15 protein-coding genes are annotated in these 12,772 nt (G+C 66.2%); 8 read left to right on the top strand and 7 right to left on the bottom strand.

Annotation, left to right across the window (positions count from 1 at the left end; all coding sequences use genetic code 11):
• Positions 1-32 precede the first annotated feature (32 nt).
• From IP69_RS18660 to pufM, 8 genes are all read left to right on the top strand, one after another.
• Positions 33-1,004: a chlorophyllide a reductase iron protein subunit X gene (locus IP69_RS18660; protein ID WP_054144362.1), complete on the top strand. Its 972-nt coding sequence runs from the start codon at positions 33-35 to the stop codon at positions 1,002-1,004.
• An 8-nt stretch (positions 1,005-1,012) separates the two neighbouring features.
• Positions 1,013-2,551 (top strand): chlorophyllide a reductase subunit Y, encoded by a 1,539-nt coding sequence (gene bchY / locus IP69_RS18655; RefSeq protein ID WP_054144331.1) that lies wholly within the window; start codon positions 1,013-1,015, stop codon positions 2,549-2,551.
• Complete coding sequence (gene bchZ / locus IP69_RS18650; RefSeq protein ID WP_054144330.1) at positions 2,551-4,002, top strand: chlorophyllide a reductase subunit Z; 1,452 nt, start codon at positions 2,551-2,553, stop codon at positions 4,000-4,002. The genes bchY and bchZ overlap by 1 nt, the downstream gene beginning before the upstream one ends.
• Positions 3,999-4,322 carry a hypothetical protein gene (locus IP69_RS22435; RefSeq protein ID WP_054144329.1) on the top strand — a complete coding sequence of 108 codons (324 nt, stop codon included), beginning with the start codon at positions 3,999-4,001 and terminating at the stop codon, positions 4,320-4,322. The genes bchZ and IP69_RS22435 overlap by 4 nt, the downstream gene beginning before the upstream one ends.
• A 125-nt stretch (positions 4,323-4,447) precedes the next feature.
• Positions 4,448-4,666 (top strand): light-harvesting antenna LH1, beta subunit, encoded by a 219-nt coding sequence (gene pufB / locus IP69_RS18640; protein ID WP_054144328.1) that lies wholly within the window; start codon positions 4,448-4,450, stop codon positions 4,664-4,666.
• Positions 4,667-4,681: 15 nt separating this feature from the next.
• Entirely contained in the window at positions 4,682-4,885 is a 204-nt protein-coding gene (gene pufA / locus IP69_RS18635; protein ID WP_054144327.1) for a light-harvesting antenna LH1, alpha subunit, read from the top strand.
• Between the two features lie 127 nt (positions 4,886-5,012).
• The gene (gene pufL, locus IP69_RS18630; protein ID WP_054144326.1) at positions 5,013-5,837 is read left to right on the top strand and encodes a photosynthetic reaction center subunit L; all 825 of its coding nucleotides are present in this window, start codon (positions 5,013-5,015) and stop codon (positions 5,835-5,837) included.
• Between the two features lie 60 nt (positions 5,838-5,897).
• The gene (pufM, locus tag IP69_RS18625; RefSeq protein WP_054144325.1) at positions 5,898-6,866 is read left to right on the top strand and encodes a photosynthetic reaction center subunit M; all 969 of its coding nucleotides are present in this window, start codon (positions 5,898-5,900) and stop codon (positions 6,864-6,866) included.
• A 435-nt stretch (positions 6,867-7,301) separates the two neighbouring features.
• Here the strand turns inward: pufM and hemA are convergent, their stop codons facing one another.
• The 7 genes from hemA to puhA are packed head-to-tail and all read right to left on the bottom strand — an operon-like array spanning position 7,302 to position 12,753.
• Positions 7,302-8,513: a 5-aminolevulinate synthase gene (hemA, locus tag IP69_RS18620; RefSeq protein ID WP_054144361.1), complete on the bottom strand. Its 1,212-nt coding sequence runs from the start codon at positions 8,511-8,513 to the stop codon at positions 7,302-7,304.
• Between the two features lie 39 nt (positions 8,514-8,552).
• The gene (gene puhE, locus IP69_RS18615; RefSeq protein WP_054144324.1) at positions 8,553-9,422 is read right to left on the bottom strand and encodes a putative photosynthetic complex assembly protein PuhE; all 870 of its coding nucleotides are present in this window, start codon (positions 9,420-9,422) and stop codon (positions 8,553-8,555) included.
• A gap of 12 nt (positions 9,423-9,434) precedes the next feature.
• Positions 9,435-10,514 (bottom strand): magnesium-protoporphyrin IX monomethyl ester (oxidative) cyclase, encoded by a 1,080-nt coding sequence (gene acsF / locus IP69_RS18610; RefSeq protein WP_248306894.1) that lies wholly within the window; start codon positions 10,512-10,514, stop codon positions 9,435-9,437.
• Positions 10,511-10,831: a hypothetical protein gene (locus tag IP69_RS18605; RefSeq protein WP_248306893.1), complete on the bottom strand. Its 321-nt coding sequence runs from the start codon at positions 10,829-10,831 to the stop codon at positions 10,511-10,513. The genes acsF and IP69_RS18605 overlap by 4 nt, the downstream gene beginning before the upstream one ends.
• Positions 10,828-11,301 carry a photosynthetic complex assembly protein PuhC gene (gene puhC, locus IP69_RS18600; protein ID WP_197279954.1) on the bottom strand — a complete coding sequence of 158 codons (474 nt, stop codon included), beginning with the start codon at positions 11,299-11,301 and terminating at the stop codon, positions 10,828-10,830. Before puhC ends, IP69_RS18605 begins: the two co-directional genes overlap by 4 nt.
• A 13-nt stretch (positions 11,302-11,314) precedes the next feature.
• Positions 11,315-11,980 (bottom strand): photosynthetic complex putative assembly protein PuhB, encoded by a 666-nt coding sequence (puhB, locus tag IP69_RS18595; RefSeq protein WP_054144322.1) that lies wholly within the window; start codon positions 11,978-11,980, stop codon positions 11,315-11,317.
• A complete protein-coding gene (gene puhA / locus IP69_RS18590) occupies positions 11,977-12,753 on the bottom strand; it encodes a photosynthetic reaction center subunit H (RefSeq protein ID WP_054144321.1) in 777 nt (258 codons plus the stop codon). The genes puhB and puhA overlap by 4 nt, the downstream gene beginning before the upstream one ends.
• Positions 12,754-12,772: the final 19 nt, after the last annotated feature.

Genomic DNA, 12,772 nt, shown 5'->3' with positions numbered 1-12,772 from the left:
TCCGAAATCCTGTTCCCTCGCCCGCCGCCGCCATGGCCGCGCGTCTGCGCGAGGAGGCGGCCCAGCCCGACGCCGAGATCGTCACCGCCGCTCCGACCAAGGAGACGCAGATCATCGCGATCTACGGCAAGGGCGGCATCGGCAAATCCTTCACGCTCGCCAATCTCAGCTACATGATGGCCCAGCAGGGCAAGAAGGTGCTGCTGATCGGCTGCGACCCGAAATCCGACACGACATCGCTTCTGTTCGGCGGCCGGGCCTGCCCGACGATCATCGAGACCTCCTCGCGCAAGAAGGCAGCCGGCGAAGACGTCAAGATCGGCGATGTCTGCTTCAAGCGCGACGGCGTCTACGCGATGGAGCTCGGTGGCCCCGAGGTCGGCCGCGGCTGCGGCGGGCGCGGCATCATCCACGGCTTCGAGCTGCTGGAGAAGCTCGGCTTCCATGATTGGGGCTTCGACTTCGTCCTGCTCGATTTCCTCGGCGACGTCGTCTGCGGCGGCTTCGGCCTGCCGATCGCCCGCGACATGTGCCAGAAGGTCATCGTCGTCGGCTCCAACGATCTCCAGTCTCTTTATGTGGCTAACAATGTCTGCTCGGCGGTGGAGTATTTCCGCCGTCTCGGCGGCAATGTCGGTGTCGCCGGCATGGTCATCAACAAGGATGACGGCACCGGCGAGGCGCAGGCCTTCTGCGAGAAGGTCGGCATTCCGGTTCTCGCCGCCATCCCCGCCAATGACGACATCCGCAAGAAGAGCGCCAATTACGAGATCATCGGGCGGCCGGGCGATGTCTGGGCGCCGCTGTTCGAGGAACTCGGGCTCAACGTCTCGGAAGCGCCGCCGGTGCGGCCGGCGCCGCTGACGCAGGATCAGCTGCTGGGCCTGTTCTCCAGCGAAAGCACCGGCCGCAACGTCGTGCTGGTTCCCGCCACGCTCGAAGACATGTGCGGCCCCTCCGCCCTCACGAAGACGACTCTCGAAGTCGTCTACGACCAGGTCTGAGGCGCATCATGACCGTGCATCAGCCCCTTCCCGACGCAGCCTCCGCCCCCGCGATCAACGCGGCCGCGACGCAAGGCGATGGGCTCGGCTGCCATTCCGGCAAGGATGCGCTGCGGCAGGCCGCGACCGCTGCCGGCAACAGCGAGATGCTGGAGCGGTTCGCCAAGGATTATCCTGTCGGCCCCCATGACAAGCCGCAAAGCATGTGCCCGGCCTTCGGCTCGTTGCGTGTCGGCCTGCGCATGCGCCGCACCGCGACCGTGCTCTCGGGCTCGGCCTGCTGCGTCTACGGGTTGACCTTCACCTCGCATTTCTACGGCGCGCGGCGCTCGGTCGGCTATGTGCCGTTCAACTCCGAGACCCTGGTCACCGGCAAGCTGTTCGAGGACATCCGCGAGGCGGTGTTCAAGCTCGCGGATCCCGCGCTTTACGATACCATCGTCGTCACCAATCTCTGCGTGCCTTCGGCGTCGGGCGTGCCTTTGCGTCTCCTGCCCAAGGAGATCAACGGCGTCCGTATCATCGGCATCGACGTGCCAGGGTTCGGTGTGCCGACCCATGCCGAGGCCAAGGACGTGCTGGCGGGCGCGATGCTGGCTTATGCCCGCAAGGAGGCCGAGGCCGGCCCGGTCCAGGCGCCGCGCGCCGGGAAGGCGCAGCGTCCCACGGTCACCCTGCTTGGCGAGATGTTCCCAGCCGATCCCGTCGGCATCGGCATGATGCTCGAGCCGCTGGGTCTGGCGGCCGGTCCGGTCGTGCCGACGCGCGAATGGCGCGAACTCTATGCCGCGCTCGATTGCGCGGTCGTCGCGGCGATCCATCCGTTCTACACCGCCTCCATTCGCGAATTCGAAGCGGCGGGTCGCAGCATCGTCGGCTCCGGCCCGGTCGGCGTCGAGGGCACGGCGGGCTGGCTCTCGGCGATCGGCGAGGCCTGCGGCGTGGCCAGGCCGGTGGTCGAGGCTGCTCAGAACCGGCTCCTCCCGGCGATCCGGGGCGCGCTTTCGGCGATGCCGATCACGGGCCGGATCACGCTTTCGGGCTATGAGGGCTCGGAGCTTCTGGTTGCGCGGCTGCTGGTCGAGAGCGGCGCCGATCTGCGCTATGTCGGCACCGCCTGCCCGCGCACGCCCTGGTCGGAAACCGACCGGGAGTGGCTCGCGGCACGCGGCGTGATGGTCCATTTCCGCGCGACGCTGGAGCAGGATCTGGCCGCGATGGCCGAGTTCCAGCCCGATCTCGCCATCGGCACCACGCCGGTGGTGCAGAAGGCCAAGCAGCTCGGCATTCCCGCGCTCTACTTCACCAATCTGATCTCGGCGCGGCCGCTGTTTGGGCCCGCCGGTGCCGGTTCGCTCGCCCAGGTGGTCAATGCCGCCATCGGCAACAAGGACCGCATGGACGCGATGAAGGCCTTCTTCACAGGGGTCGGCGAGGGCGACACCGCCGGCACCTGGCAGGATACGCCCCAACACTATCCGAATTTCCGCGAGAAGTTCGCCCGCCGCGCCGCCAAGGCGAAGGCGGCGGCCGAGGAGATTCCGTGATGCTGATCCAGGATCACGATCGCGCCGGCGGCTATTGGGGGGCGGTCTACGTCTTCTGCGCCATCAAGGGCCTCCAGGTCGTCATCGACGGCCCTGTCGGCTGCGAGAACCTGCCGGTCACCTCGGTGCTGCACTACACCGACGCGTTGCCGCCTCATGAATTGCCGATCGTCGTGACCGGTCTGGGCGAGGAGGAACTCGGCCAGCACGGCACGGAAGGCGCGATGAAGCGCGCCAATGCGGCGCTCGATCCGCATCTGCCCAGCGTCGTCGTCACCGGTTCGATCGCCGAGATGATCGGCGGCGGCGTGACGCCCGAAGGCACCAATATCCAGCGCTTCCTGCCGCGCACCATCGACGAGGATCAGTGGCAATGCGCTGATCGGGCGCTGTTCTGGCTTTGGGGCGAATTTGGCGCCAAGCGCGGCATCGTGCCCAAGGCCAAGCCCCGCAAGGAGGGCGCCAGGCCGAAGGTCAACATCATCGGCCCGGCCTATGGCATGTTTAACATGCCCTCCGATCTCGCCGAGATCCGTCGGTTGATCGAGGGCATCGGCGCGGAGGTCCACATGACCTTCCCGCTCGGCTCGCATCTCTCTCAGGTGCAGCGGCTGGCCGATGCCGAGGTCAATGTCTGCCTCTATCGCGAATATGGCCGGCTGCTCTGCGAGGCGCTCGACCGTCCCTATCTGCAGGCGCCGATCGGGCTGCATTCGACGACCGCCTTCCTGCGCTCGCTGGGCGAACTGCTCGGGCTCGACCCCGAGCCCTTCATCGAGCGCGAGAAGCACACCACGATCAAGCCGCTCTGGGATCTCTGGCGCTCGGTGACGCAGGATTTCTTCGGCACGGCTTCCTTCGCCATCGTCGCCAACGAGACCTATGCGCGCGGCGTGCGCCATTTCCTCGAAACCGAGATGGGCCTGCCCTGCACCTTCTCCGCCTCGCGCTGCGCGGGCAAGAAATCCGACAACGACGCGGTGCGCGCTTCGCTCAAGGACAAGCCGCCGCTGGTGCTGTTCGGCTCGTTCAATGAGCGCATGTACATGGCCGAGGCCGGCGGGCGCGGAATCTACATCCCCGCCTCCTTCCCAGGCGCCGTAATCCGCCGGCACACCGGCACGCCGTTCATGGGCTATTCCGGGGCGACCTATCTCGTCCAGGAGGTCTGCAACGCGCTCTTCGACGCGCTCTTCCACATCCTGCCGCTGGGCACGCAGATGGACGCCGTCGAGGCGACGCCGTCGCGGCTGCACCGGGAGCTGCCCTGGTCCGAAGAGGCCAAGGCCCTGCTTGATGGCGTGCTCGACAAACAGCCGGTGCTGGTGCGGATTTCCGCCGCAAAGCGCCTGCGTGACGCCGCCGAGGCGCGCGCCCGCCGGGATGGCGCCGAGCGCGTCCAGCCCGACCATCTCGACGCGGTCGCCAGCCGCGAAGGAGCCCTCGCATGACGGGCTTGTCCATGCCTTTCGCCGGCGGGAGGGCCCAGGCCCTGCTGCCTGGCACAGAAACCGTCCCAGGGGAGACCACCACCATGACCATGCAGTTCACGGCGCGTCATTCGCAGCAGGACCATGTTCGCCGGATGAAGTCCCTGGCGTCCGACGGGCGGATGTGCCGGCGCCTGACGGCGCTGTCGATGCCCTTCTTCCTGGTGTCCACCCTGGTACAGCGGGCAGTCCGCCCTGTTGCCGGCGGCCACCGACTTTCCGTTTTCGCGCAGGCCCGCGCCAGCGCCAATGCCACCATTCCCTTCATGTTCATGGGCTGACGCCGGAACGCGAGGGTCACGTGCTTTCGCCCGTTTTGGGCGGGAGGAACTGCCGGGGGTCAAAGCCCGGCAGCCAGCCGCACGGCTTCGTGCGGTAACGGCCGCAAGGCCAAAGGAGAGTAATCATGACAGAGAGAGACTCACTGTCAGGGTTGACCGAAGCGGAAGCCAAGGAATTCCACGGCTTCTTCATCACGAGCTTCATCGGATTCACGGTCATCGCCGTGATTGCGCATTTCCTGGTTTGGTCGTGGCGGCCCTGGCTGCCCGGACCCAACGGATATGCGTCACTCGACGAAGGCGTGAAGACGGCCCTGACCACAGCCGTTTCGCTGATCTCGTAACCTGGAGCGAAACCCATGTGGAAAATCTGGCTGCTGTTCGATCCGCGTCGCACGCTGATCGCGCTTTTCACCTTCCTGTTCGGACTCGCCATCCTGATCCATTTCATCCTGCTCTCGACGAACAGGTTCAACTGGATCGAAGGCCCGAGGCGGCCTGCCGCGGCGACGCTGCAGATCGAGGTCCCGGCCTCGGATGTGACGATCACCCGGATCGGCTGACGACACTGGCGGACGGGGCGCGACCTTCGCGCCGCTCCCGTCCGCCGATCGAACCCAAAGACGCGCACACGAAACCGTTCAGACGAGGCGCGGCCGCAACGGCCACGGCCCGCGGAGGGATGCGACCATGGCCTTGCTCAATTTCGAACGCAAATATCGCGTCAGGGGCGGTACGCTGATCGGAGGCGATCTCTTCGACTTCTGGGTCGGCCCCTTCTATGTCGGCTTCTTCGGCGTCGCGACGGCCTTCTTCGCCGCGCTCGGCACGGCTTTGATCTTCTACGGCGCCGCGATCGGCCCGACCTGGAACCCCTGGTTGATCTCGATCGCCCCGCCGCGGCCCGAACACGGCCTGGGCTTCGCGCCACTCAAGGAGGGCGGCCTGTGGCAGATCATCACGATCTGCGCGACGGCGGCGTTCGTCTCCTGGGCGCTGCGCCAGGTCGAGATCTGCCGCAAGCTCGGCATGGGCTACCACGTGCCCGTGGCCTATGGCTTCGCGATCCTGTCCTATGTGACCCTGGTGATCTTCCGGCCGTTCCTGCTCGGTGCCTGGGCGTATGGCTTTCCCTACGGCATCTTCAGCCATCTCGAATGGGTCTCCAACGTCGGCTACCAGTACCTGCAGTTCCACTACAATCCGGCGCATATGATCGCGGTGACGTTCTTCTTCACCAGCGCGCTGGCCCTGTCGCTGCATGGCGGACTGATCCTGTCGGCGACCAATCCCAAGCGCGGCGAACCGGTGAAGACCCCCGAACACGAGAACACCTTCTTCCGCGACACGATCGGCTACTCGATCGGCACGCTCGGCATCCACCGGCTCGGCCTGTTCCTGGCCGTATCGGCCTCCTTCTGGAGCGCGGTCTGCATCATCATCAGCGGCCCGTACTGGAGCGAAGGCTGGGCCGAGTGGTGGGATCTGTCGCGCCACTTTTCGATCTGGCGCTGAGGCGACGAGCCTCAGGCCCTAGCCACCCACGAAGCATCCGGCTGTCCAAGGATTCAGGCGATGGCAACGTACCAGAATATTTTCACCCGGGTTCAGATCCACGGCGCGCCCGATCTCGGCGTCCCGATTCCCGGCCGGGGCACGCGTCGCGGCACGGCGACGCGGGTCAACAACCTCTTCGGCATGATCGGCGACGCCCAGATTGGGCCGATCTATCTCGGCTGGACCGGCGTCACCTCGATCGTCTGCGGCATCATCGCCTTCGAGATCATCGGGCTCAACATGCTCGCCTCGGTGAACTGGGACCCGATCCGGTTCGTGCGCGAATTGTTCTGGCTCCAGCTCGCGCCGCCGCTGCCGCAGCACGGCATCACGATTCTCCCGCCCCTGCAGGAGGGCGGCTGGTGGCTTCTCGCCGGCTTCTTCCTGACGACATCGATCCTGCTGTGGTGGGTGCGGACCTACAACCGCGCCCGGGCACTCGGCATGGGAACGCATGTCGCCTGGGCGTTTGCCTCCGCGATCTGGCTTTATCTCGTGCTGGGCTTCATCCGCCCGCTGCTGATGGGCAGCTGGAGCGAGGCGGTGCCCTTCGGCATCTTCCCGCATCTGGACTGGACGCAGAACTTCTCGCTGCGCTACGGCAACCTGTTCTACAACCCGTTCCACGCGCTCTCGATCGCGTTTCTCTACGGTTCGGCCCTGCTGTTTGCGATGCATGGCGCGACCATCCTGGCCGTGTCGCGCTATGGCGGCGATCGCGAGGTCGAGCAGATCATCGATCGTGGAACGGCCTCCGAACGCGCCGCCCTGTTCTGGCGCTGGACCATGGGCTTCAACGCGACGATGGAATCGATCCATCGCTGGGCCTGGTGGTTTGCAGTGCTGACGACGCTGACCGGCGGCATCGGCATCCTCCTGACCGGAACGGCCGTCGACAACTGGTATGAATGGGCGATCAAGCACAAATTCGCTCCCGCCGATCCGACCATGTGGCAGGAGATCGCGGTCCCGCCCCCGCGGACCTGATCGCAACCCGCAAGCTCCAGGCGCGCAAGCTTTATCAGGGAGGCCGGAAACGGCCTCCCTTTCGCATGGCGGGCGCAGTTCGCTAGAAGCTCAGAGCCTGCGGATTTCACGAGAAACCATGGCGTCGTGCCGGGCTGGACCCGGGGCCTATTCCTGAGCTCGCGCGATCGTGGGTTCAGGAAGGCATCCGCGCTTCCATAGGGAAAGCAGCACGCGCCAGCCGAAATGGTGTCGGCCGGGGGAAAGCGACGCTTCGCAGACCGGGCGCATGGCCGCGCTTCGCCGCCTTGCAGCCACGCGAGCAGGTTGCGATGGCGTTTCGCCAGCTTTGGCCGGCTCTCGCTGCACGAACCTTGATGGGTATCGGGGCCGGCCACAGAAAAACGGCCAGGCGGGTGCCTGGCCGTGGTGATGGAGGGAATTGGTGAAGGTGCTTCAGGCTGCGAGCTTGAGCCCGACCTGCCCCCAGATCGCGGTCAGCGCGCCGACCAGATCGGCGATGTCGGCGTCCGAATGCAGCGGCGAGGGCGTGATGCGCAGCCGCTCCGTGCCGCGCGGCACGGTCGGGTAGTTGATCGGCTGGACATAGATGTCGAAGCGCTCGAGCAGCTCGTCGCTGATGCGCTTGCACAGGACAGGATCCCCGACCATCACCGGCACGATGTGGCTGGGGTTGGGCAGATGCGGGATTCCGGCGGCGTCGAGCCCCGCCCGGACCGCCGCGACGCGGTCGCCATGGCCGGCGCGCTCGGCGTGGCTGGCCTTCAGATGGCGCACCGAGGCGAGCGCACCCGCCGCCAGCGCCGGCGGCAGCGACGTCGAGAAGATGAAGCCCGAGGCGAAGCTGCGGATGAAGTCGCAGGTCGCGGCACTGGCGGCGATATAGCCGCCCATGATGCCGAAGCCCTTGGCCAGCGTGCCCTCGATCACGTCGAGGCGGTGGCTCAGCCCCTCGCGCTCGCTGACGCCGCCGCCGCGCGGGCCGTAAAGGCCGACCGCATGGACCTCGTCGATATAGGTCATGGCGCCGAACTCGTCGGCGAGATCGCAGAACTCGGCGATCGGGGCGATGTCGCCATCCATCGAATACACCGATTCGAAGGCCAGCAGCTTGGGCCGGCGCGGGTCGATCGCCTGCAGCTTGCGGCGCAGATCCGCAGCGTCGTTATGGGCGAAGACAACCTTGTCGGCCCGCGAATGGCGGATGCCCTCGATCATCGAGGCGTGATTGAGCGCGTCGGTCACGACGACGCAGTCGGGGATGCGCGAGGCGAAGGTCGAGAGCGAGGCCCAGTTCGACATATAGCCGGAGTTGAACAGGAGCGCGGCTTCCTTGCCATGCAGATCGGCGAGCTCGCGCTCGAGCAGTACGTGATAGTGGTTGGTGCCGCCGATATTGCGCGTGCCGCCGGCGCCGGCGCCGCAGCCATCGAGTGCGCCATGCATGGCGGCGAGCACGTCGCGGTGCTGGCCCATGCCGAGATAGTCGTTCGAGCACCAGACGGTGACATCGCGGGGCCCGGTGTCGCCATGATAGGTCGCGCGCGGGAACTGTCCCGCCTGCCGCTCCAGATCGGCGAAGACGCGATAACGGCCTTCCTTGTGAAGCCCGTCCAGTTCCTTGCGGAAGAACATTTCGTAGTCCAGGGGCGTTTTCACGGGGCGGCCCTCCTCACGGCTGTCGACCTAAGCGACCAGGGTTGACGGGTTGACGGCGCGCGGGGTCGCGAGGCCGGCGGTTGCGGGTGCCGGCTGGGATGCCGGTCTGAGTGGAACGGCCGCGGACTCGGTCTGCGGCTGAGCGCGGGAGCGCAGGCCCCAGGCCCAGAGATCGGCGAAGGGCAGCGGGACGACCAGGAACCAGTGTTCGATCAGGCCGAGCACGGCCAATGTCGCCAAAAGGACGAAGCCTGTCGCGATGAAGGGGTCGGCCGACAGCGCGACCTTGTGAACGAGCCAAGCGCTGAGCAGCGTGGCGGCGGTGACCGAGAGCGGGAACAGCAGATTCATCGGCTTCTGGCGGAAATAGGATTTCAGATAGGCCAGATGCTCGGGGAGGAACTCCACCGTCGTATTGGGCACGCCGAGGAAGATGTTGAGTTTGGTCGAGAGTCGCATCGCAAACAGCAGCGCGAAGGTCGCGAGCCCAAACGAATTGGTGCCGTCGACAGTCAGCGCCGCGATCGCAGCCAGCGAAGCGAGCAGCGCCAGCTCGTGGTGCAGGATCGCCCGCGTTGCCTGGACGAAGCGCGCCCAGCCGCGCAGCGCGGGGTCGCAGGGCTCGCGGCTGGAGCCGGCGATGTAGCCGAACAGGAACGCCATCTCGTTCCAGCCCCAGACCAGAACGGCACAGAGCACGGCGAGATAGGCGCCGCCGACGCTGGTGTCGCCGGCCGTCTCGGCGAGGCCCCAAAGAGCCGCCAGCCCGATCGCGGTCGCGGCGCTGAAGCTCCAGCGGAAGGTCGCCCGCGGCAGACCGTCGAGATACAAGATCGCACCGGTGGAAAACCACCAGGCCAGCAATGTCGCGACGATCGGCAGGCCGTAGGTGACCAAGACGCCTCTCCCTCAATAAGCCGGCTGAAGCCGGCTGGTCTGCGGGATCTCGTTCTTGATCGTCGGCAGCAGATAAAGCCGCAGCAGCACGGCCCCGACCTGGGCCTGATAGGCGCGCATCCGCAGTTTGGCGGCAAAGCCGCCCTCCTCGGACGCCTCGGCGATCTTGCCCGCCAGGATGCGGACCCGCTCCAGGCCGGCGCGGAATTTCGGATTGTCGGTGTCGAGCACCACGGGGAAGCACTGCCGCGAGATCTCGGAGGTGATCCGGTAGACCTCGAAATCATACTCGGTCGGGTCGATGTCGAGCGCCTTGTGGAACTCCGGCCGGACATGGTCGCGCACATACATCGTGGCGTAGACGGCGAGCAGGAAGAACCGCACCCAGAGCTTGTTGCCGCCGGTGAGAAGATGGGGGTTGGCCCGCATCAGCAGGGAGAACGCCTCGCCATGGCGGAACTCGTCATTGCACCATTCGCGGAACCATTTGAAGATCGGATGGAAGCATTTGTCGGGGTTGCGCTCGAGGTGCCGGTAGATCGTGATGTAGCGCGCATAGCCGATCTTCTCGGACAGATAGGTCGCGTAGAAGATGAATTTCGGCTTGAAGAAGGTGTATTTCTTGGCCTTGGTCAGGAAGCCGAGATCGACGCCGATGCTGAATTCCTTCAGGGCGTCGTTGATGAAGCCTGCATGGCGGGCCTCGTCGCGGCTCATATACTTGAACAGCTCGCAGATGTCGGGATTGGTGCCGCGCTTGCGCATCTCGGCATAGAGCACGCAGCCGGAGAACTCGGCCGTCAGCGACGACACCAGGAAGTCGATGAACTCCTTGCGCAGCGGCTCGGGGATCCGCTCCAGCTCGAGCTTCCAATCGGCGTTGCGGGTGAAGTGGCCCTTGTTGGGGTCGCTCTTCATCTCAGCGATCAGCACGTCCCATTCCGATCGCACGGGCGTGACGTCGATCTTGTCGAGCTCCTCGAAATCGGTGGTGTAGAAGCGCGGCGTCAGCAAGGTGTCTTGCTGGGCCATGCGGGTGGCTTCGTTGGGGAGCTTGGCAGTCTTGCCGACGGACATGGTTGCGGCTGTCATAGCTTCATCCTTTCCGAGAAGCTGAATTCGAGCAGCTCCATGAATTCGGCGCGGCCCGAGATCTTGGTCCAGATCTGCTCCAGCCAGCCGGCGCGCTTGACGGTGGCGACGCGGCGGAACGTCTGGACCTCACCATAGGGGACCTTGATCGGCTCGCCATGCACCACGACCTCGTCGCCGGGGCGGATCTTGATGTCGCCGTCGAGCGTGACATGGGCGTGCAGGCTCTCGAAGGTGTGCGAGACCTCGATGGTGCAGCCGACATCGAACTGCTTGGGTTCGGCCATGCGTGTATCCGTCATCGTGTAATCGGTCATGAGCGGGTCTCCCGAGGCGGCAGGAAACGCCCAAAGCTGGCCGCGTTGCCGGGCCCGAAGGCGTCCAGCTCAATCCTGCCTCCAGTCGAGGGATCGCTCAAGCTCAAGCGGCCATTCTCGCGTCGTTCCAGGAGAAAAGGCAGTTCGGGCGACAGGCCGGCCTGCTTGCGCTGCCGCGCCAGGCTGCGCATCGTGCCGCGGATGAAGCCGTCGGCGCTGACGGGAATGGTTTCGAGCACCTGCCCCCTGCCATCGCGAACCACGACAGCGCCATCGCTGAGGTCTTCGAAGCGCAAATCGACCTGGGCGACGGCGGGACTGTCAGGCACGCCGGTGACGCCGATACCGGTCTGGCGCGCGAAGCCCGCGATCGCGATGGTCGACAGCGCCAGCAGGGCCATGCCGATCAGGGTCCAGCGGGGCGGCGACTGGGCTGCCGAGGCGCTGCCTGTCAGGGTTGAGTCGCTCATCGTCTTCCCCTTCTCAACCGGCTGCAGCCATGCCTTGCGGCACGCGCTGGTCATGGCTTGCAGGCGAAGCGGGCTGGCGCTTGGCAACCGCAGCGCCGGCTTGAGCCGCCAGCGCCCGCGCCAGGATGTCGGCGACGCGCTCCGCCTCGGGCAGATCGCGCAGCATCGGCTCCGGGCGCCCCATGCGCCAGGGCCGGGCATGCGGCCACAGCACGATGTAGGAGACGCGCTCGCCCGGTACGAGGCCGATCGGGAGATCGCCCCGGCCGCCGCGGCGTAGACGCAGCCCCGCTTCGGCGATGACGGTAAAGGGCAGGTTGATCGTCATCGGCAGGGCGATGCCGAAGCGCATCACCAGGCGCCGGCTCGTGATGGTGTAGACGGTGCCGCGCGCCGACAGCCAGGCCAGCATCCCCAGCACGCCAAGCGCAACGCTGCCAGCCAGCGCAATGAAGGTCATCGGCAGCAGCGTGGCGCTCACCGCCGTGCCCTGCATCAGCGCCAGAACCGGCTGGGCTGCGACCAGCGCCGCGAAGTAGAAGGTGACCTCGCGCAGATGGAAGGCGCGCCAGGCCAGCCCGCGCCAATCCGGGCTGCCCTGCCAGAGAATGGTCTCGCCCTCGGGCGGCAGAGCCGGGAGCCCGGGAAGGGGCTCGAATGCGAAATCGTCGTGGCTCATAGCAGCGGCTCCGCGCGAAGGGGTGTCGCATAGAGGGTGCCGGCGCCGAAATAGGCGCAGATCTTTTCCTCTTCGAGCCGCGTGACGGAGTCGGGCTTGCGGGTGGCAGGCACGTCGGCAAACTGGCTCGCCAGCAGCGCCTCGACCTTGATGCGCCCGATACCGGGCTTCGCGCCGCGCGTGATGTCGGAGAAGGTGACCGGCAGCAGCACGTTGCGGCCGCTGGGCAGGGCGACCTCGAAATAGCGCAGCAGGCCCTCGGAGCGATCGACCCACATATCGACGACCTTGCCCGCGACCTTCATGTCGGCGCCGATGACGTCGTAGCCACGCGGATCCTCCTTGACCGAACAATGGTAACCCGTGGCGATGCGGACGGGGAGGATCTTGATCAGGTTGTCGTAGGTCATCTCAGGCACATCGGCGCGCTCGACCCAGGAGCCGGGACCGATCGAATCGAGCATCGGATTGGCACCGGTCGGCGCGAGCGGGGCTCCCGGGAATTTGGCCGTGGGCTGCGCCGCGAGAGGCCGAAAATCGGGCCGCCCGTTCGGAACCGAGGTCGTCGCACCCGTCGAAAGCCGGAAGGTCTTCGGCGCGGGATAGAAGACCAGGCTCGGCGGAAGCAGCTTGCCGGGGTGGGTGTCGGATTCGAGCGGGTAGCCCTCGCGCCGGTCCTCCCGGCGCAGATAGACGACGAGCCCGGCGAAGAAGAGCCAGAACAGCCAGATCGCGACCTGGGCGACGTCGATATATCCCATGATCTCACCCATCAGAGAGCCCTCCTTGGCT

Origin of the sequence: Allobosea sp. AAP35 (genome assembly GCF_001295925.1) — a bacterium.
In the GTDB taxonomy this organism is placed as follows: Bacteria; Pseudomonadota; Alphaproteobacteria; order Rhizobiales; family Beijerinckiaceae; genus Allobosea.
The sequence above is the reverse complement of the archived record's forward strand: the minus strand, read 5'-3'. Positions and strand labels throughout refer to the sequence as shown.

What these genes read in the sequence shown, in the direction of transcription:
- pufB (WP_054144328.1), top strand. Translation starts at nt 4,448, where the DNA reads ATGACAGAGAGAGACTCACTGTCAGGGTTGACCGAAGCGGAAGCCAAG.
- puhC (WP_197279954.1), bottom strand. Translation starts at nt 11,301, where the DNA reads ATGAGCGACTCAACCCTGACAGGCAGCGCCTCGGCAGCCCAGTCGCCG.
- puhA (WP_054144321.1), bottom strand. Translation starts at nt 12,753, where the DNA reads ATGGGTGAGATCATGGGATATATCGACGTCGCCCAGGTCGCGATCTGG.
- IP69_RS18660 (WP_054144362.1), top strand. Translation starts at nt 33, where the DNA reads ATGGCCGCGCGTCTGCGCGAGGAGGCGGCCCAGCCCGACGCCGAGATC.
- pufL (WP_054144326.1), top strand. Translation starts at nt 5,013, where the DNA reads ATGGCCTTGCTCAATTTCGAACGCAAATATCGCGTCAGGGGCGGTACG.
- acsF (WP_248306894.1), bottom strand. Translation starts at nt 10,514, where the DNA reads ATGACAGCCGCAACCATGTCCGTCGGCAAGACTGCCAAGCTCCCCAAC.
- bchZ (WP_054144330.1), top strand. Translation starts at nt 2,551, where the DNA reads ATGCTGATCCAGGATCACGATCGCGCCGGCGGCTATTGGGGGGCGGTC.
- IP69_RS22435 (WP_054144329.1), top strand. Translation starts at nt 3,999, where the DNA reads ATGACGGGCTTGTCCATGCCTTTCGCCGGCGGGAGGGCCCAGGCCCTG.
- pufM (WP_054144325.1), top strand. Translation starts at nt 5,898, where the DNA reads ATGGCAACGTACCAGAATATTTTCACCCGGGTTCAGATCCACGGCGCG.
- pufA (WP_054144327.1), top strand. Translation starts at nt 4,682, where the DNA reads ATGTGGAAAATCTGGCTGCTGTTCGATCCGCGTCGCACGCTGATCGCG.
- bchY (WP_054144331.1), top strand. Translation starts at nt 1,013, where the DNA reads ATGACCGTGCATCAGCCCCTTCCCGACGCAGCCTCCGCCCCCGCGATC.
- IP69_RS18605 (WP_248306893.1), bottom strand. Translation starts at nt 10,831, where the DNA reads ATGACCGATTACACGATGACGGATACACGCATGGCCGAACCCAAGCAG.
- puhB (WP_054144322.1), bottom strand. Translation starts at nt 11,980, where the DNA reads ATGAGCCACGACGATTTCGCATTCGAGCCCCTTCCCGGGCTCCCGGCT.